We start from the raw sequence: 24357 nt of genomic DNA on the forward strand, positions 1-24357 counted from the left end.
CTGCCGCCAGATCCGGAACCCTTGGTGCCGCCTGAGCCGGACCCTTTGGTGCCGCCAGACCCGGAGCCTTTGGTGCCACCCGAGCCAGAGCCCTTGGTTCCACCCGAGCCGGAGCCCTTGCTGCCCCCCGATCCGGAACCCTTGGTGCCGCCTGAGCCGGAACCTTTGGTGCCGCCAGACCCGGAGCCTTTGGTGCCGCCTGAGCCAGATCCCTTGGTGCCACCTGAGCCGGAGCCCTTGCTGCCGCCAGATCCGGAGCCTTTGGTGCCACCCGAGCCGGAGCCCTTGCTGCCGCCTGAACCGGATCCCTTGGTTCCGCCCGAGCCGGAGCCCTTGGTGCCGCCCGAGCCAGAACCCTTGGTTCCACCCGAGCCGGAACCCTTGGTGCCACCTGAACCTGATCCTTTGGTGCCCCCGGATCCCGTGCCCTTGGGATCATCAGATCCATCGTCGCAATAGTGGTCGGACAGGGTTTTGTCGTACCAATCGTCCAACCCGTCACCTTCGACGCCGCCGTTGTGATAGCTGTCACCGGTGCTGGCTGCTGCGCCTGCTGGGACGCCGCCTTCCAGAACCTGAGAGTTGGGCCCGTCGCTGTCAATCACCATAGCCATGCTGCTCAGGTCGATATCATCCAGCGTCAGCCCGGTATCAGACCACAGGGTAAAGTTGACAGTGGTCACGTCCCCTTCGGTTGAATTTGGCAGCTGACCAAACTGCACCACGCCGTCATACATGCCCGGCACGGTAAAGCCATTGTCGAGACTGTTCACCGCGTTGGCATTGGCCTCGTGTCCGGTGACGGGCAGGGTGTTTTCATCCGGGAAGAAATGCAGCCCATTTAGGCTGCTGTCATCGCTCATGTTAAAGAACAGCCCGTCAATGTCTGCCAGGTCGCCGTCAAACGATGTGGGCGTCAGGTTGAAGAAGAGCTGCCCCTCGGGCGTTTGGGAAACCGAGACATCTACCTGCGGATCAGTGCCCATGGTAAAGGTAACCGAGGTCTTGCCGCCGCCGTCACCCCCGCCGTTGTCGCCGCCGCCACCGTTGCCACAGTCTCCGCCGCCAGTTCCGCCCGAACCGGATCCTTTGGTGCCACCCGAGCCGGAGCCCTTGGTTCCACCAGAACCGGAGCCTTTGGTTCCACCAGAACCGGATCCTTTGGTGCCACCCGAGCCGGAGCCCTTGGTTCCACCAGAACCGGAGCCTTTGGTTCCACCAGAACCGGAGTCTTTGGTGCCGCCAGAGCCGGACCCTTTGGTGCCGCCAGAGCCAGACCCTTTGGTTCCGCCCGAGCCGGAGCCCTTGGTTCCGCCAGAGCCGGAGCCCTTAGTTCCGCCTGAGCCAGAGCCCTTGGTGCCGCCCGATCCAAATCCTTTGGTTCCGCCTGAACCGGAGCCCTTAGTGCCGCCCGAGCCGGAGCCCTTGGTTCCGCCTGAACCGGAACCCTTGGTGCCGCCTGAACCGGATCCTTTGGTGCCACCTGAGCCAGATCCCTTGGTTCCACTTGAGCCAGAGCCCTTGGAGCCACCCGAACCGGAGCCTTTGGTTCCGCCTGAACCGGAGCCCTTGGTTCCGCCTGAACCGGACCCTTTGGTGCCACCTGAACCTGATCCATGGGGCTCATCATCATATTGATCTGCTAGGTTTGCGTCATACCAGGTGCTAAAACTGCCGCCTTCGACTCCGCCGTTGTGATAGGATTTTGCCCCACTGGCCTTGGCACCGCTTCCGGCGTGGTCACCCTGCTCGGCCATTTTTTCCGAGCGAAACCCATCTGATCCCCAACGTCCCCAAGCCATACTGACACTCTCCTAATTCTACCAAACAGATCAAACCAGCAGCGGCACAGAGGTCTGGCAGAACACTCGTGCGGCAGCTTGCGATATATGCAATCGAGAAGGAGGCTAGGGGTTGAGTTGGGCTTTTGACAAATTTTAGCCTTGATTTTATCTCAATTTGGGTCGAGCGGCGCAGGTTTTGGAAACAATGCCGTTCGGGTGCTGGGATTGATGCGTTTTTCTGAGGATTTCACCACTATTGGGCGCTGTCCTACTGCGAATCGATCTGGGACGTTAAAGCGGTTTTTGCAACCCCGGCCTGAAAATTGCCGGATTTGCCAGTTAGAGCTAAGATCAGACGTCAAAGTTCAACTGATTTGATCTGGCCTGTAGTCGAGGATAAGGGGTATTTCCGTGGCGAAAGACAGCAACCAAAGCCGTATAAACCGCATTGTGGAAACGGCCGAAGAGCATTTTGGCCAAAGCGTTGAACGGGTCACGGCACCTGGCGGTGAAGGGCGGTCTTCGTTTCGCCTGCATTTTGACGACCGCGATGTGATTGCTACTCTGCGCCCCAACTTCCGCCGCACCCATCTTGAGGCCTATGTGCTGGACAGTTTGGCCCCACATACCACTAATATTCCCAAGGTGCTTGGGGTGGTCGATGAGGTGATGTTTCAATCAGATGTTGGCCGTCGTCGGCTAAACCAGGAAATCGCCCGTCACAACAAGTCCAAGCAGCTGGATCTGGCTGCCGAAGCGGTCGAAGGTATCTTTCGCATTCACGCCGCAGCCCGCAAAACGGATCTGGATCAGTCCTTACCCCACTTGGGGGCCAACGAGGACTGGATCGTCAATATTGTGGATGCCGTAGATGCGTTGCAGCCCTATTCGCGCGGTATTTCCAGCAAATACGACCGCGCCGCAGTGGCCGAGGCCGTGTCCTATCCAGGGCGTCAGTTTGTGAAGTGGGACTGTCGGTCTGGCAACGCCGCCCTTGGTGCGGATGAGCGGATGAACTGGTTTGATTTTGAGTACTGTGGCCTGCGTCATGGGGCCGAGGATTTTGCCTGGCTGATCGGGGATGAGGCCTGGCCAATTGCGCCAGATGCCATGGTTGATGTGATGATCGATGCCTATGATCCGTCCTGCGGTCACGATATCGCTGATTACTTGGAATACATGTCGGTTTATCTGACCCAGCACTGTGTGCAGCGGTTTAAACTGATCATCAAAGAAGCCAAGAAACGCGGCTGGCTGTCGAAAGAGAAAGTACGTAAATATGATGATGCAGGTGTGCATCCTGAATTCGCAGTCCAGATCTGCAAAGTAGGGCAGTACTTTTCGGCTCAATCCCAATTGACAGCCCCACTTTCTATCAATTTCGAAGGGGCCTCGCGCGCCTTTGGTCAGATCCTGCGTGACGGGACTTCGCTCAAACGAGCTTAAGAAACAGTTGAGATTTAGTAACAGGCTGCTGTGCCCAATAGGGCGCAGCAGCTTTCGACGTTTCTGGCAGAGCTTCCAGAAAACTCTGCTGTTCGAAGTGGGTGAACCCGCAAAACGCCCAAGATTTAGTCAAAGGTGCATATTGGATGCCTTATTGTGCGCGTTGTGACCCTGTTTTGATTTGAAATGCAAAAAGGTGCTGCCGAAACGGAAAACAGATCTAGTTAAAGACACAGCCGCCACGAGAACAAAGTTAGTAAACGGCGCCGGAAATTTCCCGGCCAATCGTGCGCGGATCAGTTCTCCACTGCGAAGGCGTAGAAAGTGGGAGCTTGGAATGTGGGCTAATTGGATGACAAGCAGTTGTGAGAAAGGAGTTGGCGAAGATGGCTGGGACTACTCAAAAGCACACTGCAGTCTTTGCCAAGATGTTAGCACGCAAACTTCTGGACCGGGGACTTGACGAGGACACGATTTTCCGCGGAACTGGGTTTGATATGTCTCTGCTCGAGCAAGAAACGCCGGTCGCCGAGGCCGCTGACAGCTTTGAGTTTTTCGAGCAAGCCGCAATTCTGACGAACGATGATCTCTTTGGGTTTCAGCTTGGTAAGGGGCAAGACATCCGTCGTATCGGTCTGGTCTGCTATGTCGGGCTGGCGGCGCCCAATGTGTTGGAGTTCTTAGTCAACTACGCACGATATGCCTTGGTGATCAGTGAGGTTCTGGAATTTGATATGTCCAACCTGCAGCACCGTGGTGAGATGAGATGGTGGTACGCAGCATCGCCACATCTGAATCGGCGCCAATATGTTGAATACTCGGCCACCGTGTTTTTAAACACACTGCGCCACAATTCGGCCTCTTATATCATCCCCAAGCGGATTTGTTTTGAGCACCTCCGGCGCGACAATGCCGATGAATTAGAAGATTTTTACGGCTGTGAAGTCACCTTTGGAGCAGCCCACAATTGCTTTGAATTTTGCAAAAGTGATCTGGAGTTACCGCTGATATCTGCCGACAAACAGCTTCTGAAAGTTTTGCAGGATTATGGCGATCAGGTGCTGTCAGAAAAGAAACAAAGCCTGCCGGGGCTGGTGTTCGAAGTGGAGCGGGTGATTGCCGACCTGCTGGCGCATGGGACTGCCAATTTAGAAAATGTTGCCGCCGAATTAGGGATGAGCCCGCGTACTTTGTCTCGCAAACTGGCTGCAGAGGGGACCAGCTTTTTCCGAGTTCTTGAAGATTTACGTAAATCTCTTTCTAAAAGTTATTTACGAGACAGTGATTTGGTGTTGGCCGAGATCGCCTTTTTATTGGGGTATTCAGGGCTCAGCAGTTTTAACGATGCCTTTAAACGCTGGACAGGTCACAGCCCCGGCCAGTTCCGATCACATTAAAATTGCAAGCTATCACAGTCCTTTACAATATCTTAAGGCGGGCTCGAAAACCATTGCCTCGACACCGGTTTGATTGTCGCGGGGCAGGTCGGGCCGTCGACTGAATCCGTTTTAAGGAAAAACGTTTCAGAGCTGTTTTTTCATAAGGAACTGTGTGGAAAAGATGCGCCTCAACTACAGCAAAATGAGCCTCTTGTATTATCGATGCCAAACAGTACATGAGGGCGAGTTGACAGTAGAAAACCATCAGCTGGTGATAGTAAGGAGATCTTGGAAAGATGGCGGGATCAGCCAAAACGCACTCGGCAATTTTTTCCAAGATGTTGGCCACGCATTTGCTTGAATGTGGCTATGAAGCTGACGCCATTTTTGCAGGCACTGGCTTTGATGATCAGCTGTTACAAGACGACGCTCCAACAGCCCGCTTGATCGACAGTATAAAGTTTTTCGAACGATCTGCGGTGTTAACGGAGAATGACAACCTAGGCTTTGAGTTCGGTAAAGAGCACGATATCCGGCGTGCTGGACTTATTTGCTATGTCGGACTTGCAGCTCCTACGGTTGGTGTTTTTTTGGCAAATTTCACCCGCTATTCACGGGTCGTCAGCGAAGCACTTGAAATCGATAGCTCTCGGCTCACCTCTGACGGAATAGTGGATTGGGACTACGCGATCTCCCCCGGGATTGCTCGGCGTCAGTACGTCGAGTGCTCGGCAGTGTGTTTGCTAAACACTGTGCGCCGGGTCTCGGTTGGCAACGTTGTTCCACGGTCAGTCAAATTCCAGCACAATCGGCGCAAGCAGTTTGAAGACATCGAGGCCTATTTTGGCTGCAAGGTGGAATTCGGGGCCGAGCGCAACGGATTTGAATTTGATCTAGAGGATCTGGAGACGCCTCTCACCTCAGCGGACGCGCAGCTGCTTACTGTTTTAAAGAGCTATGGTGATCAGGTTCTGCAAGATCTTGTTCAGCTAACGCCGGGCCTGGTTGTCGAAGTGGAGCGGGCCATTACCAAGCAGTTGGCGCTGGGATCAGCAACACTGGAAAATGTTGCGGCCGGGATGGGAATGAGCCCGCGAACTTTGTCACGTCGGCTTGCGGCCGAAGGCACCAGTTTTTTCCGTTTGCTTGAAAGTCTGCGTGAAACTCTGTCCAAAAGCTATTTGCAAGACAGCAATCTGGTACTGGCAGAAATCGCGTTTTTGTTGGGCTATTCTGGATTGAGCAGTTTTAACGAAGCGTTCAAGCGTTGGACCGGTTGCAGCCCTGGTCAATTCCGCACCGCCTAAGGAAACCTGCATTCCATTCCAAGACCTGAGCTTGGTAGTGATCTCGCGACGATAAATGCGATACCGGCGCTTCTTTGCCACCCAAGTTGCAATGCTGTGGTTGAGGTTTCATAAATTGAGTTGCAAGCTGTCTAGTAAGATCCTGAGATCGCAACCCAAGAGGAGTCGCTCTGTCAGATGGATGAAACCGCCGAATATCATTTTGCAGCTTTTCCCAAAACATTGGCACATAGGCTGGTTGAACGTGGTTATCAGCCTGAACAGATTTTTAAGGGCACGGCATTTGATGAAAGTCTATTGCACAAGGATCCGCCAAGATGCCCCATAACGGACAGCATCAAATTCTTTGAACATGCGGCAGTGCTGACGGACAATGTTAATCTAGGCTTCCAGGTGAGCACAACGGAAGATATTCGGGGCATTGGCCTGTTGTGCTATGTCGGACTGGCAGCACCAACGATTGGTGGGTTTCTAGAGAACTTTGATCGCTATTCCCATATGCTGACCAAGGCAGTTGCGCCCGATTCCTCAAGGCTTCGCAGTGAAGGTGCGATGGATTGGGAGTTCATTGTCTCGCCCAGTTTGCAAAAACGCCAATATGGAGAGTACTCTCTAACCTGTATGGTGAATACCATTCGCCGGTATTGCACCGAAAAATTTAACCTGAAACAGGTTCGGTTTCAACATAATCGACGTGAAAACATTGAAGAGATCGAAGCCTATTTTGGGTGCAAGGTCGTATTTGGTGCGAAACGCTACGGTTATGATTTTGAGTTAAAGGACTTGGATCTTCCGTTGAAATCTGCGGATCCCAAACTGCTGTTGATGTTGCAGAGCTGCAGCGAAAAGGCTTTACAAGAAGTGAGTGAGCATACACCGGATCTGCTTGTCGAGGTCGAGCGTGCAATTGCGACGCAGTTGCCCACACGGTTGATTACCATGGAAGCGGTTGCCGCTGCGATGGGGATACAACCGACAAATCTTTCCGGCAAACTGACGGAACAAAGCACCAGCTTGAAGCTGCTGACCGAGGATCTTAGAAAGTCACTGGCCAAAAGCTATTTGCGAGACAGTGACTTGATGCCAACTGAAATAGCGTTTCTGCTGGGGTACACCAAATTCAGCCAGTTCAATGACGATTTCAAGCGCTGGACCGGGTTTAGCCCTGGCAGCTTCTCAAGACGCGACGCGGACAGGTTGCTTCCCCTCGGTTAAGCGAGCGGGCCATCCCTGACGATCGGTTTTCCTGCAATCAGTTGATGTGGTTGGGCGGTATGCGTGCGCTCTGATTTTTTGTTGATTCCGTGTCGGTTTTGATCGCGTCAGGGGACAATCCCTCTGGGCGACGATCATTGTTTCCATCCCGAACGGTCGGTTGCCCTAAATTAGGTCAAATTTGCGGCAAAACACACTGTTTCCTCAGAAACAGTAAAATTTGTCTTAACGCATGTTATCTTCAATCAAGGCATTTTCTGGGCTCGATTTGGGCCTGATTTAGCCTGTGGTTCGTCGTGGTGCATGGGGGTGCGACTCGATCTAGCCAATATGGATGACTTTGATCCCGGCAGCTGCCGCTCCGGGGCCTGCACACAATTGGAAATGGACCGTCGCTGGGCGGTGCTTTGCAAGCCGCTCGGCTGCAGATGGGAACTGAAATGGAAGAATATGCGCATAAGAATGAGGTTTCCTCTTCAATGTCTTCGAGCCCAGCAACAGGTGCGATTGCACGAGCCGTGCTTCCGACAACTGTTCAACGTGTCGTAACGTCCTTCGCGATCCCCGCAGCGAAAATTAATGCTTCGCTATCTGGCGCCACCGCTCCCTTGCCAATTGGCACCGTGTCCAACGCCGCTTATGTCCGGGGCGGCAAGCGGATGCTGGATATTGCATTGGTTTTGCTGACACTTCCCCTAACTTTGCCGCTGATCTTGGTCTGTGCATTTGCCCTGTGGATCGAAGGAGGGCTGCCGTTCTATCGGCAGGATCGCCTAGGCCAGCACGGCAGCCGGTTTTCCATCCTGAAATTGCGCACCATGGTGCGGGAAGCAGACGCCAAGCTGGCCGACTGTTTGGCTGCATGCCCAAAGATGCGTCGCGAATGGGATGAAACCCAAAAACTGAAGCAGGATCCTCGGATCACCCGAGTGGGCAAACTTCTGCGGTCTACCTCGCTGGATGAACTGCCGCAGTTGTGGAACGTGCTCAAGGGCGAGATGAGCCTAGTTGGTCCACGGCCAATGATGCCAGATCAGCTGCCGCTGTACGGTGATGCACAGGCCTATTTTGCACTGAAGCCCGGAATTACCGGCGTCTGGCAAGTGTCGGCGCGCAACGAAAGCCAATTTTCCTATCGCGCACAGGTGGATGCTGCCTATGGTCAGGACCTGTCTTTGATGTCTGATCTGAGCGTAATGTTTCGCACTGTTGGGGTAGTGGTGCGAGGCACGGGATATTGATCTCGTTGCGTGAATGGATCGGTCTGGGGTATTCAAACGCTCTGTATGCGGTGGATGCCTTACGTGGTAGCTTTGGAACGGAGCGCTGGGCATGAAAGACTTTATAACCGCCGAGCTGGACGGTGCGGATATGGCACCACAGACGCTATGGGAAGATGAGCCTGCGATGACCCAACAGGGGTTTAAGAAATTCCGCCGCCGTCGCGGCAACCGGCAGGACCCGGTGATCGAGGAAGCGCCTGAGCTGCTCGATTTTCAAGAGCCGACTCCAGAACCGTCCCAAGAGCCATCTCAGGAAACACCTCAGGTGGCACCTCAGGCACAGGTCCCTGCGCATCTTCCCGAGCCATGGGAGCTGCTGCGCCGCGTGCCGATTGGTGTGCACGAACATCAGATCGCCCGCTCGCCGCTGGTAAACTTTTTCCGTGATGACCCGGCCTCTAAAGCTTTTGACCTGCTGCGGACACGGTTGTTGCATACGCTCAAGGCACATGGCTGGAAACGGGTGGCGATTGCCTCGCCCCGGGCCGGGGCTGGCACTACGTTCACAGCCGTCAACCTGGCGCTAAGCTTGGCCCGTGTGCCGCACAGTCGCACCATTCTGATGGATCTGAACCAGCGTTTTCCGGGCGTTGCCACGGCTTTGAAAATGGACCAACCCGGCGATATGCCTGGTTTCCTGACGGGTGAGATCGCGCTTGAGGATCACCTGATCCGTCCGGCAGAAACACTGGCCTTGGGATTGAACGACGCCCCAGATCGTAATGCGGCCGAAATCCTGCATGACAGCTATTGTGGGATTGCGCTGGACGATATGGTTGAACGCACAGCTGCGGATGTGGTGATTTATGATCTGCCGCCTGTGTTGGAATACGATGACCTTGCAGCCTTCTTGCCAAATGTAGATGGGGTTTTGCTGGTGTCAGATGGCACCCAGACCACAGCCGATGACTTGGCGGCGTGCGAAAAAATGCTGGCGGGGCACACTGAACTTTTGGGCGTTATTCTGAACCGAGCCCGGAAGGACTAACGGCAGATCCATTTCGCAGATTGCTTTGGTTTGTCATAGTTTTGCCCGCTTACTATGGTGAACCGGGCATACCCACCGTTTTGGTGGGGCCTGGATAACAGCATTGAGACATTAAATGGGCCCGATCTACTCTTTTGCAGACTTTGTCGACATGGTGCGCCGCCGTGCTGGCCTGATGGTCAAGATGGTCTTTGTGGGGGCATTGGTGTCGCTGTGGTATGCCGCGCAGCAGGCGCATGTGTATCAGTCAGCCGAGGTCATCCAGATCGTTCAGCCCAAGATCGCCGATGATCTGGCCAGCTCAACAGTCGAAGGTTCGTCTGCGCGCCGATTGCAGTTGATCCAACAGCGGTTGATGGCACGTGGCACGGTGCTGGAGATCATTGAAAAATATGGTCTGTATTCCGACAGGCCACAGCTTAAGCCATCAGAACTGGTGGCGTTGATGCGCGAGTCCATCAGCATCCAAGGGGTCGCAGCGGCCCGCGAAGGCTTTGCCGATGATGGAACCATTTCGGTGCTGACCATTGTTGCCAAGATGCCAACCCCCGAGCAGGCACAGCAGGTCGCGCATGAATTTGCCCGCCGCACTATTGAGCTAAGCGTGAACTCCCGTATCGAACTGGCCCGTGAAACGCTGACCTTTTTTGCCGAGCAAGAGGCCGCTCTGGCGACAGATCTGAGCGCGCTGGAAGATGAGATTACCCAGTTCCGCAGTGACAACAATCTGATCACCCCCGGCGATGCCGAGTTTCGCCGCACAGAGCTGATCAGCATCAATGGGGGCTTGCTGGATATCGCCCGCGATCAAATTGAAATTCGCCGTGCAGCCGATCACGCCACTGCAAACGAACGCCCTGCAACCGCACAGCGGATGATGGCCGAATTTCAGGAGCAACTGGCGACTTTGGATGCGCAACGAGACCTATTGATGGCGCGCAAATTGGAACTGGAAGCCTCGCTGGACACGTCGCCTTCTGTTGAGCGTCAGTTGGATGTCTTAGCCCGCAAACAGCAACAGCTTCAGACCTCGCTGGACACCATCACCGCGCGCCGGACCGAGGCCGAAGTGGGGTTTCGCTTGGAAGCCTCGCACCAGTCAGAACGGTTGACCGTGATCGAACCAGCGCCGCTGCCGGATTACCCAATCACAGGCGGGCGCAAGAAGCTGGCGATTATGGGAACCTTGGCCAGCGTGTTGGTGGCCTTGGGTATTGCCTTTGTTCTAGAGCTGCGCCATCCGGTGTTGCGCAGTGCCGCCCAGATGCAGCGCGAAACCGGGCTGTCCCCAGTGGTGTCGATCCCGGTGCTGGACACCCGCCCAAAACGGCGGTTTAGCGATCTGTGGCGGCGTTGGATGAAACCCAAGGCAGGGGCCTAACGGATTAGCCTAAGGCGGTAATCATCGCACCGATTGCATCGGAGTGGTACCACAAAGCACCTGCGCCGATGACGGCGGTTGCCGCTCCAAAGCCCAGATCATGCGTGCCGTCCCAGACCTGATACTTTCGTGCTAGCGAAATCAGAACAGGATAAGCCGCCAGCATGGATGCCCCCAGCGCAATAATGCCTCCGGGCAGACCATACAGCGCCACACCCCCCAGAAACATCCCCGTCTGCAGAACTGCGCGGGTGGCGGTAAAGGCAAAGAAGCCCCGGCTGTTGCCAGCGGCAAGGGCGGCCTGGTCATAGGTCATGCCAATCACCGCCGGGGCCAGCGCCAGTGAAATCAGCACTACCATGGGCCCCGCCAGCGCATAGCGATCATCGTACAGGAATGTGACCAGGGCAGGCCCGATCCATGCCATCAGCCAGAGCAACATCAGGATGCCGGTGGTGAGCCCCGCGCGCAGGATACGTTGTTTGCGGCGGTTCTCGGGCGCAGCCGAGACTGGCTTGTCGCGATACACGGGGATCATCAGCCGTTGGTTCACCGCATGGCCCAACAGCATCGGGAAACTGGCCAGGAAATAGCCGATGTTATAAATGCCCAGCGTTTCCAGCGGCACAAATTTCCCCAAGATAGCGCGGTCGCCCTGCGAGGTGGCAAACCAGAAGGCGGTAGAGAGAAAAATCCATTTGCCAAAGTGGATCAGCTCCTTTGCAGCGGCTTTTTCCCAGCGGAACTGATTGCGCAACCCGGGCAGGCCAAAGTGGGTGAGCGCCAGCTTGGCCAGCGCCTGCACCACACCGCCCAGCACCAGCGCCAGCACCGATTGGGTGAGCCAGGCCATCACGATCATAAAGCTGATGCCGATCACCTGACTGGCCAGGTCCAGCGCAGTCAGCCGCCCGACCAGAAGATGGCGATTGGCGGTCTCAATGCGGGTGGGGTTGAAGCCTGCAATCATCAGGCCGACACCCGCAATGGGCAGATAGGTCAGAAGCTCGGGCGCGCCGTAGAATTGCGCCATGGGCCAGGCCAGCAGGCCGGTCAGACCCCACAGCAGTAACCCGCGGGTGACCTGGATGCTCCAGGCGGTGTTGAGAAAATCCGGGTCGTCGCCACGTTTGCTTTGGGCAATAGACGGGCCAATACCGACGTCGGAAAACAGCGATAGGCCCACCGTGACGACTGAAACCAAGGCCATCAGGCCAAAGGCTTCGGGGAACAGTAAGCGGGTGAGAACCAGATTGGCCGCCAGTCGCAGCGCCTGACTGCCGCCATAGCCGATCACCAGCCAAGAGGCCGAGCGCAGCACGCGGGCCATCAGGCCCTGTCCTTGAAAAAGCGGAGCACGCAGCGCCATGGGATCTCCTGTGCAATGTTTCGCGCAAGCTATGGCCGCAGGGGAATCGCGTCAATCTCAGTTAGGGGATGTTCGAACATGAGGCGGGTTTTAGGGGCTGAACGGGCAACAATCTTTGCCGTGAGCCGCGATTGGCGGCCTAGGCAAAACCACAAGGGCATTAGCTTTGCAAGCGGGGCATCCACCGTTAGTCTGCGGCGGAAATGCTTTTGGGATCGGATCCACGCCTTGAAAATCGCCTATATTCTCAACACCTACCCGCAGCCGTCGCACAGCTTTATCCGGCGCGAGATCCAGGCGCTTGAGCGTCAGGGGATCGAGGTGACACGATTGGCGATGCGGCCCTCAGATGCGGTGCTGGTGGATCCGGGTGATCAACAAGAGGCAGACCGCACGGAGTACGTTCTGAAAGCGGGAGCGGCGCGGCTATTGTTGGGGCTTGTGGCCGAGGCTGCGCGCGCGCCGCGCGGGTTGTGGCGGGCTTTCCGGCTGGCGTTGAAATTGGCGCGGGCCTCGGACTGGGGTGTGCTGCGGCATCTGATTTATCTGGGCGAGGCGGTCTATGTGAAGCACCGCTGTGCCGAGACTGGCGTGCAACACATGCATGCGCATTTTGGCACCAATTCCACTACAGTCGCGATGCTGGCCCAGGCGCTGGGCGGGGTGAGCTATAGTTTCACTACCCATGGTCCCGAGGAGTTTGATGCGCCGCATGCGCTGTCGCTGGGCTTGAAGGTGAACCGGTCGGCCTTTGCCGTGGCGATCAGCAGCTTTGGCCGCAGCCAGCTGAGCCGTTGGGCGGAGTTTGGCAGTTGGGACAAGATCAAGGTGGTACATTGCGGCATTGAAACGGGCAAGTTTGTGGATCCTGCGCCATTGCCAGAGGGCCCGTTGCGGCTAGTCTCGATCGGGCGGTTTGTCGAGCAGAAGGGCCAGATGGTGCTGGTGCAGGCCATGGCGGAACTGGTGAAACATCTGCCGGATGTGCATCTGTCGCTGGTGGGCGATGGTGAGATGCGCGGCGATCTTGAGGTGGCAGTTGCGTCGAACGGTTTGCAAAATCATGTCACGCTGACGGGCTGGCTGTCAGAGGCTCAGGTGCGGGATGAATTGGCAAAGGCCCATGCGCTGGTGTTGCCGTCATTCGCCGAAGGTCTGCCGATGGTGGTGATGGAGGCCATGGCGGCGGCGCGGGGGGTGATTACCACCTATGTGGCGGGCTCGCCCGAGCTGGTGCAAGAGGGCAAAACCGGCTGGTTGGTGCCAGCGGGTGATGTTGGGGCCTTGGTTGAGGCCGTGCGCGAGATGGCAGCCTTGCCGCATGAGAGATTGGCGCAGATGGGGCAGGCGGGGCGCGAGCGGGTTTTGCAGCGACATGACAGTGAGAAAGAGGCTGAGAAATTGGCCGGGTATTTTAAGCAGGCGATTGAATAGGGCGAGTAATTGACTGTGTTCTAGCGACCGCGGGCCCAGCGGGATGAACTGGCAAAAAAACGAGTTTTGACCAGCTGGCTGACCATGGCATAGACAGTAAAACCCAGTGGGTCACGCAGAGCCAAACGCAATATGCCCCTCAGGCCGAGGCTGGTTTTTTCGTCGTTTTCTAGAAGATCGGGGAACTGGGTTTGGATTTCGTCCACGCCAATGTTCTGCCGGCGCCGCACCCGGACCAGATTGGCGAGGCCTTCGATCATCGGCCATTGATATCCCGCCTGAGCCAAGATCCGCTCGGCAGGAATGAAATTGAGCCGGGCAAAGGTGTCATCTGAGATGATATCGGGCCATTGGTCCCAGCGCTGCCGCCCAGTGCGGGTCATGGCAAAGAGGCCAAAGCCGGGAACGCCCTGCGCGACAAAGGGGAGTTTCTGCCAGAACCGGCTATAATGACGTGTGACCCAGCTGGTGGCCGGGGCGACAACTGGGCGACCGCTGGCATAAAGCGGGGCGTCATCGGACAGCGCCTCAGCAATCTGGCCAAGTAACTCCGGCTCGACCAGAACGTCGGCATCCAAGTAGATCAACACATCGCCCTTGGCGGCTGCATCGCCGGTGTTCAGAGCGTGCAGTTTTCCGCCCTTGGGCAGGTCCACGACCTTCAGATCCCAGCCCTGAGGTGCGGTTTTCCTGCGTGCAATATCGGCGGTGTCATCGCTGCAGCCATTGGCCAGCACCAGCACCTCGACCGTGCTACCAGTGGGCAGGTTTTGCGAGGCAAACAGAGCATTGAGGCAGGCATTGATATAGCCCGCCTCGTTATGGGCGGGGATCAGCACCGAAATCAGTTGGTTCATTTCACTGCCACCAAAGCATCCCAGCGGGGATTGCTATCGGTGAGGGTGCGTAAGGCCCCCCAGCTTCCCCATTTTGCCGGGGTGTAGACATCGACATAGGCGGTGAACATCTGCCCGCCCAGAGCCTGCCACCCTGCAAGCAGTTCGGTGTAGAGGGCGCCCATTTCAGGAGTGTAGTTGAAATGGGTGAAAAACCCGGTGAGCGATTTATCGTCCACCATGGAGCCAACGCCAACTACATGGCTGCCGCCTTCGTACATGATCAGATCTAAACCGTGCTGCGCCGCGATATCGGCGTGATAGGGGAGCACCCGCCCGAGCAGGTCGGTCAGGGTATCAACGGGATCGCCAGAAATCAGCCCATCGCGCAGTTCAAGCCCAGCCTGAGCACTGGCGATATCATATTTGTGGGTGTCGATGAATTCCCGGCGGGCAATCCCGGTAAGCTTTTGCGACTTGGCGGCCTGTTCCGCATGGTCTTGGCTGTCAGCGATCCAGGCACGCACAACGCCGGCGCGGTCCTTGAGCCCCAGGATGCCACCAAAGTAGCCGGTGACCGCATAGGCGTCGAAGTAGCTGGCTGGGGCTTTGCGGCCTGATTGTTCGGCCACCCAAAGTGGAGCCTTGAGAATTTGCTGCTCTAAACCGAGCCAACCGGTTTGGGTTGACAAGACTCGCACCAGCTGATCCGGGGCGCGATCGCCAAAGCTGGTTTCCCAGATCTGGGCCATTTCGGCGGCGCGACCACCGTAATACTGCATCCAAAGATCTCTGTCCCCCCAACGGGCGCGGGCTTGGGCATCGGCCCATTTGGCCTGCGGGAACTGCCAGTTCCAGACCTCGTTCGAGTATTCCACATAGGCCTTTTGTCCCTCCGCCAAGTCAGCAGCGACGAGATCGGCGAATTGGCGGAAATAGCTGTCGTCCGCGGCGTGCGGCATTGTAAACCACGGCGTGGATTCCAACTGTTTTGCCAAGTGCAGCATGACCTCGGCGGGGACACCTTTGCGACCCCATGTGTAGTCTGCAACTTGTGGGCGGTCTTCCCATCCGATCTGGGTTGAGCCGTTGGTTGCCATCCAGTCCATAAATCGCAGGGCTGCAAACCCTTGCAATCGTTCCAACCACAGTGGGTTAAACAGGTCTCCGGACTCAAAGGCTTCGAGATGCTCTTGTTTGACTACGGATAAATTGCGGACATAGTCGTTTGCCTGCGCACGGTCAGTGCGCTGGATGCGGATTTCAACCGGGCCTGGGCCGGGGACGAAATCAAACCAGATCTGGTTTTTGCCATAGCGCACGTTCTGGGCGCGGCCTGAGACCTCAACAATGCCGTCGCCCTCGAACCGCAACAGGTAGCGACCAGCTAGGGACGTTGCTGTGTCTGGCAGGTCGGTCAACAGGACCGTACCAATCGACCCGAGTTCCGGTGGGATTGCTGTGGGCCAACCATCGGGATCAAGGTAGCCAGCTGTTGCCAGATCTTCGTGTGAGACACCGCCCCATTGGCCAGCGATATGCCCGACCCAGGGCCGTGCCGATTTGAAGTGGTTCAGGAACGGGGCCTGAGGGCTCCAGTCGGCAATGGGGGCAAGATTGATGGCAACGGGTTGACGGTTTGTGGATGGCTTCGCCGCTGTTGCTTGGCTGGTTGGCCCGTTGAGGCGGGTTATCTGGGGTTCGCCGGGCAGCGGGGCTGGGTCCGGCGGAAGGGCGGTTCGAGCCTGGCTTCCCTTGGCGGCTTTCCAGGCGATTTGTTGCAATCGTTTGGCCAGATCCGGAGAGGGGGCCTGGTAATTGACGCCCCAACGATTGGTCAGCTGATGCGGCAACCCGATTGGGGAGCTGTTAGTCAGCACGGCGTATTGCAGCAGGGCCAAATAATAAAAACCGATGTCATTGGGGTGGATATCGTCTGCAAAGAGATCTTTGATGCTTTTCAATCCGGGCACAGTGCCGGCCTGAATGGCATCGTCCAGACGGGCCATGGCCTGACCGGCGGGTAAGAGTTTGATGTCTCCACCGGAATTGGCGTTGACGCGGTCTACCACGCCTTGCCAGCGCGGCAGGTCTTGCTCTAGCCGTTTGCGCCAGGGGATGGCCATGCCATCGTCAAACTCGATAACCTCGCCGCTGCCACTGCGCAGGCTATGCCAGGTCTCTTGCAAGAAAATCTGGGCATCTGGATTGGCGGCCCGTGTTAGGTAGTAAAACCGAGTGACCGCGTTAGGCGTGTTGCTCCACTTTAGGTGATTGGCCAGCGGAATAGCTTCGGTTAAAATCAACGCATCTACGGGCTCGCGTAGTCGCTTGCGGGCGTTGATGCCCTCGGCGCTGTCGGCGCTGTCGGCGTGGTCCCAATTGTATTGCAAGGGCGCGCCATTGATGATCTGCGCCTCAACCGAGATTTTTGACGTTGTGTGGGTGTTCAGCAGCTGCTGCAGCATATGCGGATTGTCGGGACCAAACAGGCTGTGACCAACCATAACAACCGAACCGGGCAGGGCGTTCTGATCGATCGGAGTCGTTAGGCCTTCGCCTGCTTGGGGGGATGGTGTCGATGCCTCGTGACTGATCGGTATCCCGGTTGGAGCCGTCACCGGAACAGACACATTTGCGTATTGGGCATTGGCAAGGGCAGTGCCAGGGGCCAAGACCACATGCCCGGCGACGAACAATGAGCCCAGAAAACACTTCCAGCTCATGATGTTACTCCGGTTCTGGGAAGAGAGGTGACAACCTGCCAGACAATTTTTTGCACTTGCTGTGCGCCTAAGGGGGAAAACGCATCCGCCGGGCTCCCATCAGCCCGGTTGAGCTGATGCGGCAGGCCAACAGGAGAACGGTGATAAAGTACCGCATAATGGGTCAATGCCACGACATAAGCCCCTAAATCACTGAAATGGATGTTGTCTTGTTTACCTGATGGTTCCAGCGCAAACAGCTGCTCGCGTTTGGTCAGGCCGTCAACCTGTCCGGCCGCAGTGGCCAGTGCAACCGCAGCCATGACCTGCCCTCCGGGGATCAGATAGGCGGGGCGTTTGGGATTGCGCCGGGTGTCTGACCCTGCCAGTTTGCCTAGCCACAACGTATTAAGATCTTTGTCGATCCGGGCCGCCCAGCCATCGGGGTCATCCAGATAGTGCCAGGTTTCATACAAATAAACGCGTGTCTCGGGCGAGGAGCCGCGCGCAAGATTGGCCCAACGGCGCAGATATTTAGCCGAGCCATGATAGCGGATCGCATCGCGCAACTCGACCATCTCAGTTAGGACAACGGCGTCATACTCCCCTGATCCCAATGCCTTATGCGCATCGCGATGGATGGGCGAGTGATTAACCCTGTCGAAGTCCAGGATCATTTCATCAGGTTCCCAATGCTGTTTCAGGCTGGTGCCTGATCCTAACTGACTGTTCCAGCGGTGGCCTTGGCCTGCCAGTTGCGCCAACATATGGGGCATGTCTTTGCCCACCAGCGAATGCCCCAAGTGATAAACACTCAACGGGAAACCCGGAGGCGGCAAACTGGGAATTGGAACCGACTGCGATGCAGCACCAAAGGCTGGTAGCAGTGCCAGCAGTGCAAGAAATCCCCGTCGCCTCATTCAGGTGCTCCTTAGCTACGTAATTCAGCCGTGGTCACAATCACCCCAGCCCCAATGGCAAAACGCCCGTAGATCAGATCACAGCTGCCAAAGGGCGGCTGATCGGCGGTAAAGCGGGCCGTAAATTGCCCCTTCTTCAAATCTAGTTCCAATTCCATGCCGTCAAATCCGAAAAACCGTTGGCTCACTGTGTACTGACACTTATAGGCGGCTTCTTTGGCTGAGAAAATAACCTTGGCCAATTGGCCCGGATTGGCTTGAGTTTTCAGCCAGCTTTGCTCTCTCTCGGAACAAATTGCGGGCAAAAGATTATCGTCGAGCGGGGTGTCTTCTTCGACGTCGATACCAAGAGCTTGAACATCGGTAGACCGGCCAGCAACAGCCATGGCACAGCTAAGGGTATGGGTAATAGAGCCGGTCAGCCCATCAGGCCAAACCGGCGCGCGTTTTTGACCTACCAGAATGGGCTCGGGTTGCCAGCCGAGATCCACCATCGCGGCATGGGCGGCGGCACGTCCGGCAGCAAACTCTCGGCGGCGTTTGTCGACTGCGTTGGGCGACAGACAGGCCAGTTCCTCGGCAAAGGGGACGGGCAGATCACCCAGCGGATCAGTCACCGCCAGCACCACATCAGATGCAAGCAACGGCCGGACAAGGTCCAGCCGCTGTTGGGTTTTTGACGTCAGGCCTGTGGTCATCCGGTCCTTGCTTTGCGGTTTGCCCGCATCGCGCGGCGTTTTGACATGGTGTCTGATTTGGCGGCCTCGGCTACTGCAACAGCCTTGGCGTCTGGTTGGTCTTCCATCATTGCACCAGCACCGGTCAAGCCCTCAAGATGGGCAGCTAGCCCCGACAGGGTGGGGAAGCGGAAGATATCGGTGATCGACAGCTTGTCTGCCCCGATTTCCGCCCGGATGTCACGATGGGCCTGCACCGCCAGAAGCGAATGGCCGCCAAGGGCAAAGAAGTTATCCTGTGCCCCGATATTGGCCACGCCCAGAATACGCCCCCAGATCGCAGCAATCTGAGCCTGTACACCAGCTGTGGGCGGTGTTGTCTCAACCGTAACCTCGGCGCGGGACGGCGTGGGATCAGGCAGCGCCTTGCGGTCGATTTTCTTGTTTGGTGTCAGTGGGAAGGCGTCTAACATGACGATGTGTGATGGCACCATGACCTCAGCCAAACGCAGGGCAAGACTGCCACGCAGGTCCATTTCGTCAACCGGGGCGCTAGTGGTGATATAGCCAACCAATTGTTCGTTGCCGCCCAATTCTCGTGCCACAACCACTGCGCCTGTGACCCCATCGAAATCAGCCATGGCGGCTTCGATCTCACCCAGCTCGATCCGTTGGCCGCGGATTTTCACTTGATTGTCGCTGCGACCCAAGAATCCAAGCGTGCCATCACTGCGCCAGCGGACCAGATCGCCGGTGCGATACATCCGTGCGCCATCCCCGGCAAAGGGATCAGGCACAAATTGGCTGTTGGTCAAGTCAGGACGTTGCCAATAGCCTGCGGCAACACCATCGCCACCAATGTACAACTCACCCGCAGCACCTGTGGGAACCGGCTGCAAGTTAGCGCCCAGCACATAGGTGTTGGTATTGGCGATCGGTGTCCCCACCGGCGCGATGCCTGTTGGTGTATCAGACAGGGTCTGGACGGTAGACCAGATGGTGGTTTCGGTTGGGCCGTACATGTTGTGAATTTGCGCCTGGGTGGAGCGGCGCAGGTTGCCAACCAGATCGCCTGGCAGGGCCTCACCTCCCAGCAAAAGGTGCTGCAGCTGCCCCAGCGCCATGCTGGCCTCGTCGTTCATCGAAATCATCCGCGCCATTGACGGGGTGCATTGCATATGGCTGACGTCATGGCGTATGATCTGCGCAGCCAGCGAGAAGTCATCGGCGGCCAGTTCAGTGGGCGCATTGGACAGGCGCAGAGTTTCGGCCAGCGGTTTCAAGCCTTCCATCACCACATCAGGCGCAATGCCATAGTCGATCAGGCAGGCAATCTCATCCACACCGATGCGTTTGAGCTGTTCCACCCGCGCAATCGCATCCGACACGGTGCCAAACAGGCCGGAGTCTTCGAAATACCGTTCAAAGGCAAAGTCGAGGATAGCCTCCAATTCTTCAGTACTCAGCCCATCCAGTTGCATGTCGAACGCGTTGGTCACCCCTTTGGGCCGTTTGAAGGCCGGGAAAGCCCATGCATATTGCTTGATCAAGCCAGCAGCGGAGCGCAGGTAATCCTTCATCGGTTCGCGGGCAATTTCACGCGCCTGTTCACGGGTCTGGTCCAGATAGGTGTGCAGCATCAGGGTGACGGTAAAGTCATCCGGGTTGTGACCGGCCTTGCGCAGGGCATCGTGGTAGATGCGGATCTTGCCACCGACCTCGTCGATACTCTGGCCCAGCAGGTGGGTCAGCACATTGGCGCCAATCTCACCGGCTTCGCGCCAGGTGTCGGGGTTGCCGGCGGTTGTGACCCAGATCGGCAGTTCCTTGGACACAGGGCGCGGCTGTGTCACCACCGCGTGAGTGCTGCCGTCCTTGCGGGGGAATTCAACCTCTTCGCCGCGCCATAATTTTCTGACGGATTCAATAGCTTCATACATTGCCGGTTTGTTGGCAGGTGGGGTGTTTTCGGGGCGCAGGATAAAATCATCCGGCTGCCAGCCCGAGGCAAAACCAATCCCGGCGCGGCCATTGGTCAGGTTGTCGATCACCGACCACTCCTCGGCCACGCGGGCGGGGTGGTGCAGGGGCGCGACACAGGACCCGGCCCGCACGCTGATGTTTTGGGTCACAGCCGCCACCGCAGCGCCGGTGACCGATGGGTTGGGGTAGGGGCCACCAAAGGCGTGGAAGTGACGCTCGGGGGTCCACACCGCGTTGAACCCATGGGCATCGGCAAAGCGCGCGCCATCCAACAGCAGCTGGTATTTGCGCGGGCCAGGACCGTCGTCGTTGCCCCAATAGAACAGGTTAAAGTCCATCTTGCGGTTGGACATGGAAATTGGCCCGTTGGACAGGTTCAACCGGCTCTCATCACTGGACAGCACCAGTTTGAAACCGCGCGACAGGGTCCAGAACAGCTCCAGCACCGAGATGTCAAAGGACAGGCTGGTGAGCGCCAGCCAGGTGTCACCCGCCTTGTGCGGGATGCGGTCATCCATCCCGGCAAAGAAGTTGGCCACATTTGCGTGGCGCAGCATCACGCCCTTGGGTGTGCCGGTCGAACCCGAGGTGTAGATCAGATAGGCCAGATCCGGTGCGGTGGCACCGCCGTCCACATCGGGTTGATTGACATCCGCCGGAGTGGTGCCGTCGATTTCCAGCACCTGCGCGGCTGAGGCGGGCAGGCTGTCGCGCAGACTGGCCTGGGTGATGATCACCTGCGCCTGACTGTCGTGCACATAATGGGCGATGCGGTCGGCCGGGTAGGCCGGATCCAGCGGCACATAGGCGCTGCCTGCCTTCATCACCGCCAGTGCGGCAATCACCAGATCAGGGGAACGCCCGACATAAAGCCCCACGTGGCTGCCCGGTTTTACGCCAAGGGATTGCAGTTGCGTTGCCACGGCATTGGCACGGGCGTTCAGCGCGGCATAGCTCAGGCTTTGGTCTTCGAACACCAACGCCGTGGCTTCGGGCGTTTGTTTGACCTGTGCTTCAAACGCGGCGTGGATGGTGACACTGGCGTCATAGTCACGCTGGGTATCGTTCCATTCGGTCAGGATTGTGTGACGTTCCTGGTCGGGGAGGATCGACAGGGCCGACAGAGGCTGGTTACCAAGTTCATTGATACCGTTCAGGGCCTCACTCAGCCGCGCGGCCAACAGGTCAGCGTGGGCGGAGGTGAGGCGGGACTTGTCGGTGTGCAGGGTGGCGCAGCCATTTGCCAGGGCCACCGTTGCAGCGCAGCCTGGAACCGATGCGTTAACGTCCAGCATCAGGCCAATACCAGGCATATCAGTCGCTTTTAGGCCAGGATCGCGGGCGATTAGATCGGCGGCGAAACTGCCGTGTTTTGTGACCTTGGCCAGGTCACGTTCCAACCGTGTGAACAGGTCGGTCAATGGCTCGTCGCGGCGGGCTTGCAGCGGCACCCAGTTGGCAATCATTCCCGGTATCGCCTTCGCTGTCACAGCACTGCTGGACAGCGCGATATCTGCGGTGTCTCCATCTGAGCCTAGCAAGGCCCAGGCCAAAATCGCCGCCTGAACCTGACCTGTGTTCAACCCGTCCGGCAGGTCAATCTGTCGTGTTTCATAACCAGTTTCATTCAGCGTTTCAGCCAAGGGGACTCGGACGGGCTGCATGGCCTTCAGCGCGCGCCGCCAGTGGCTTTCACCGCGTTGTGTGGCGGCTATAGACTGGGTCAGGGCTTGTGCTTGTTCGACCGACAGGCTGTTCAGCACATCGCCGGGCTGGCAGAGGTCGATGGGTTTGAGGGCTGTACCGTTTGGTAGGGTCAGCTTGCCGAGCGTGATCGCGCCGTCGCTGGTCGCCACGGTCAGGGTGCTGACGTCGACATCCAGCACCGTGCCAGCAGGGGCGTTGCCCTCGGCTGGTGTGGCTGTTCCAACCAGTACGATCTGTCCATTCAGATCCACCTTGGCCGCACAAAGCGGGTTCCAATAGTCGCCAAAATCAAGGCCCCGAACCAATCGGTACACCTTATCCGTGAGTGGGTTGAAATCCAATCTCCCTCCGACTGCGGGTCGGTCAGCGCGGGCGAAATAACTGCGCTGGCTCAGGTCTTGCGGCTGACGCTTGGGGTTGCCGGTTTCGACCTCGGCAATCACCTCGCCAAAACTGTCCATCGCGGCGGCGTAACATTTGGAGTTGAGGCTGAACGCGGTTTCATCCTCGGCAATATCAAACAGGCGCTGGGCAATAATGTCGCCCTCGTCAATGCCACCTTCGATCATGTGCCAGGTGATACCGTGAGAGGCCTCGCCGTTGATCAGCGCCCAGTTGGGGGTGTTCAGGCCGGCATAGCGCGGGAGCGGACCGTCGTGGAAGTTCACCGCACCCTTGGCTGCGCGCGACAGAATGCTGTCGGGGATCAGGGTGAGGTTGGCGATGGAGAACAGCCAGTCGAATTCCTCGGTCAGTTCACCCGCCTTGTCATAGGCAGGTAGCCCCTTGTCAGCGGCCCAGCTGCGGATGGCGGGCTCGGTGGAGACCACGGCGCGAATGTCATGACCGCGCTGCAACAAAGCGTCTGCGCATCCGATCAGCAGCGATTCATTGCCGATGACAACACAAGAAAAATGGCTCATTTCAAGTCCTCCGGGTGGCGCAGGGCCAGTTTCGGCTCAACAACAACGCGTTTCCCAGTTTTTGGTATGGAGCGGAGTGCATGCGTGATCAGGTCACGTAGAAAATGTGGCGGGTCGCGGCGGGGCTTGTTGCCCAGCATGACGCGCAGACGCCACAGGAAGGCCCCGGCGATCAGCGCCAGGGTGGCTGCAACCGCATAGAGCCCACCATGGTTTTTGCTGAAGTAGTGCAGGCGCGAGTCAAACCAGTAGGAAGGGGTGCGCTCCCATCCCCTCATCCCGGTTGAGGCGGAACCAACGTGGGCGATTTTACTGCTGGGCAGGTAGTGGGTGGACCATCCTGCCTGGGCGGCGCGGCGGCAGAGGTCGGTTTCCTCGTAGTAGAGGAAGAAAGTCTCATCAAAGCCGCCAATCTGTTCGATCACCTGGCGGCGGATCATCAGGCTGGCGCCGGCGGTCCAGTCGACCTGTGTTTCTTGTTCGGGGATTGGCAGGGGTACAATAGCGTTTTTCAGCAGGCGAGAGATGATGCCGGTGCGAACGGCGCCTTCGAACTCACCTGCGATGGATGGAAAACGGAAGGCGGTTGCGTGGGGCGTGCCATCCACCCCGCGCACATAAGAGCCAACCATGCCAACGCTAGGTGTTGCGACCAGGAAATCCCGCAGGTTACGGATCGCCGCTGGTTCGGCAAAGGCATCGGAATTCAACAGATAGTAGAAGTCAGGGTGACTTCCATCGGATAGCCCCGCCGCCATACCGTAGTTCATGCCTGCCCCAAAACCGCCATTGCGCGGCGAGAGCTGTAGTCGCAACCGCCCGCCGTCGGTCCAGCCACGTTTTTGAACCTCGTCCAGCAGGATCTCATATGATCCATCGTCCGATCCGTTGTCGATGATCAGAACCTCACCCGCCAAGCCTTCCATTTCACGCAGGGCAGCCTCGGCCGAGCGCAGGGTCATTTCCGGCGTTCGGTAGTTCAGGATGATAGTCAGGATCGTCGGGTTGGTCATGTGAGCT

The 24357-nt window shown here is 57.5% G+C and carries 16 protein-coding genes; 8 read left to right on the top strand and 8 right to left on the bottom strand.

Features of this window, described 5'->3' with window-relative positions:
- Nucleotides 1-1802: hypothetical protein (locus AC2T28_RS15470; protein ID WP_486749533.1), on the bottom strand; the 1802-nt coding region annotated here is incomplete at its 3' end.
- 393 nt (nt 1803-2195) lie between these two features.
- Here AC2T28_RS15470 and AC2T28_RS15475 point away from each other — a divergent pair.
- From AC2T28_RS15475 to AC2T28_RS15505, 7 genes are all read left to right on the top strand, one after another.
- The gene (locus AC2T28_RS15475; RefSeq protein ID WP_486749534.1) at nt 2196-3230 is read left to right on the top strand and encodes a phosphotransferase; all 1035 of its coding nucleotides are present in this window, start codon (nt 2196-2198) and stop codon (nt 3228-3230) included.
- Nucleotides 3231-3616: 386 nt separating this feature from the next.
- Complete coding sequence (locus AC2T28_RS15480; protein ID WP_486749535.1) at nt 3617-4627, top strand: AraC family transcriptional regulator; 1011 nt, start codon at nt 3617-3619, stop codon at nt 4625-4627.
- A 278-nt stretch (nt 4628-4905) separates the two neighbouring features.
- Complete coding sequence (locus AC2T28_RS15485) at nt 4906-5916, top strand: AraC family transcriptional regulator (RefSeq protein WP_486749536.1); 1011 nt, start codon at nt 4906-4908, stop codon at nt 5914-5916.
- Nucleotides 5917-6093: 177 nt separating this feature from the next.
- Nucleotides 6094-7131, top strand: coding sequence for an AraC family transcriptional regulator (locus AC2T28_RS15490; RefSeq protein WP_486749537.1), 1038 nt, complete (start codon nt 6094-6096; stop codon nt 7129-7131).
- A 479-nt stretch (nt 7132-7610) separates the two neighbouring features.
- Nucleotides 7611-8372, top strand: coding sequence for a sugar transferase (locus tag AC2T28_RS15495; protein ID WP_486749538.1), 762 nt, complete (start codon nt 7611-7613; stop codon nt 8370-8372).
- A gap of 91 nt (nt 8373-8463) precedes the next feature.
- Nucleotides 8464-9402, top strand: a complete 939-nt coding sequence (locus AC2T28_RS15500; RefSeq protein ID WP_486749539.1) for a CpsD/CapB family tyrosine-protein kinase — start codon at nt 8464-8466, stop codon at nt 9400-9402.
- Between the two features lie 115 nt (nt 9403-9517).
- On the top strand, nt 9518-10783 hold the full coding sequence (locus AC2T28_RS15505) for a GumC family protein (RefSeq protein WP_486749540.1): 1266 nt from the start codon (nt 9518-9520) through the stop codon (nt 10781-10783).
- 4 nt (nt 10784-10787) lie between these two features.
- Here AC2T28_RS15505 and AC2T28_RS15510 read toward each other — a convergent pair whose 3' ends face one another.
- Entirely contained in the window at nt 10788-12152 is a 1365-nt protein-coding gene (locus AC2T28_RS15510; RefSeq protein ID WP_486749541.1) for an oligosaccharide flippase family protein, read from the bottom strand.
- Nucleotides 12153-12380: 228 nt separating this feature from the next.
- On the opposite strand from AC2T28_RS15510, the gene AC2T28_RS15515 reads away from it, so the two are divergent.
- Entirely contained in the window at nt 12381-13586 is a 1206-nt protein-coding gene (locus AC2T28_RS15515; protein WP_486749542.1) for a glycosyltransferase, read from the top strand.
- Between the two features lie 20 nt (nt 13587-13606).
- On the opposite strand, the gene AC2T28_RS15520 is transcribed toward AC2T28_RS15515, so the two are convergent.
- The 6 genes from AC2T28_RS15520 to AC2T28_RS15545 all read right to left on the bottom strand — a co-directional run bounded on the left by AC2T28_RS15520 (nt 13607) and on the right by AC2T28_RS15545 (nt 24350).
- Nucleotides 13607-14443, bottom strand: a complete 837-nt coding sequence (locus AC2T28_RS15520) for a glycosyltransferase family 2 protein (RefSeq protein WP_486749543.1) — start codon at nt 14441-14443, stop codon at nt 13607-13609.
- Nucleotides 14440-16929, bottom strand: coding sequence for a hypothetical protein (locus tag AC2T28_RS15525; protein ID WP_486749768.1), 2490 nt, complete (start codon nt 16927-16929; stop codon nt 14440-14442). The genes AC2T28_RS15520 and AC2T28_RS15525 overlap by 4 nt, the downstream gene beginning before the upstream one ends.
- A 215-nt stretch (nt 16930-17144) precedes the next feature.
- Entirely contained in the window at nt 17145-18047 is a 903-nt protein-coding gene (locus AC2T28_RS15530; protein ID WP_486749544.1) for a hypothetical protein, read from the bottom strand.
- Between the two features lie 11 nt (nt 18048-18058).
- The gene (locus AC2T28_RS15535; RefSeq protein WP_486749545.1) at nt 18059-18745 is read right to left on the bottom strand and encodes a 4'-phosphopantetheinyl transferase family protein; all 687 of its coding nucleotides are present in this window, start codon (nt 18743-18745) and stop codon (nt 18059-18061) included.
- Nucleotides 18742-23337 (bottom strand): MupA/Atu3671 family FMN-dependent luciferase-like monooxygenase, encoded by a 4596-nt coding sequence (locus AC2T28_RS15540; RefSeq protein WP_486749546.1) that lies wholly within the window; start codon nt 23335-23337, stop codon nt 18742-18744. The genes AC2T28_RS15535 and AC2T28_RS15540 overlap by 4 nt, the downstream gene beginning before the upstream one ends.
- On the bottom strand, nt 23334-24350 hold the full coding sequence (locus tag AC2T28_RS15545; protein ID WP_486749547.1) for a glycosyltransferase family 2 protein: 1017 nt from the start codon (nt 24348-24350) through the stop codon (nt 23334-23336). Before AC2T28_RS15545 ends, AC2T28_RS15540 begins: the two co-directional genes overlap by 4 nt.
- Between the last annotated feature and the right edge of the window lie 7 nt (nt 24351-24357).

Source organism: Parasedimentitalea nitratireducens, from assembly GCF_057444295.1.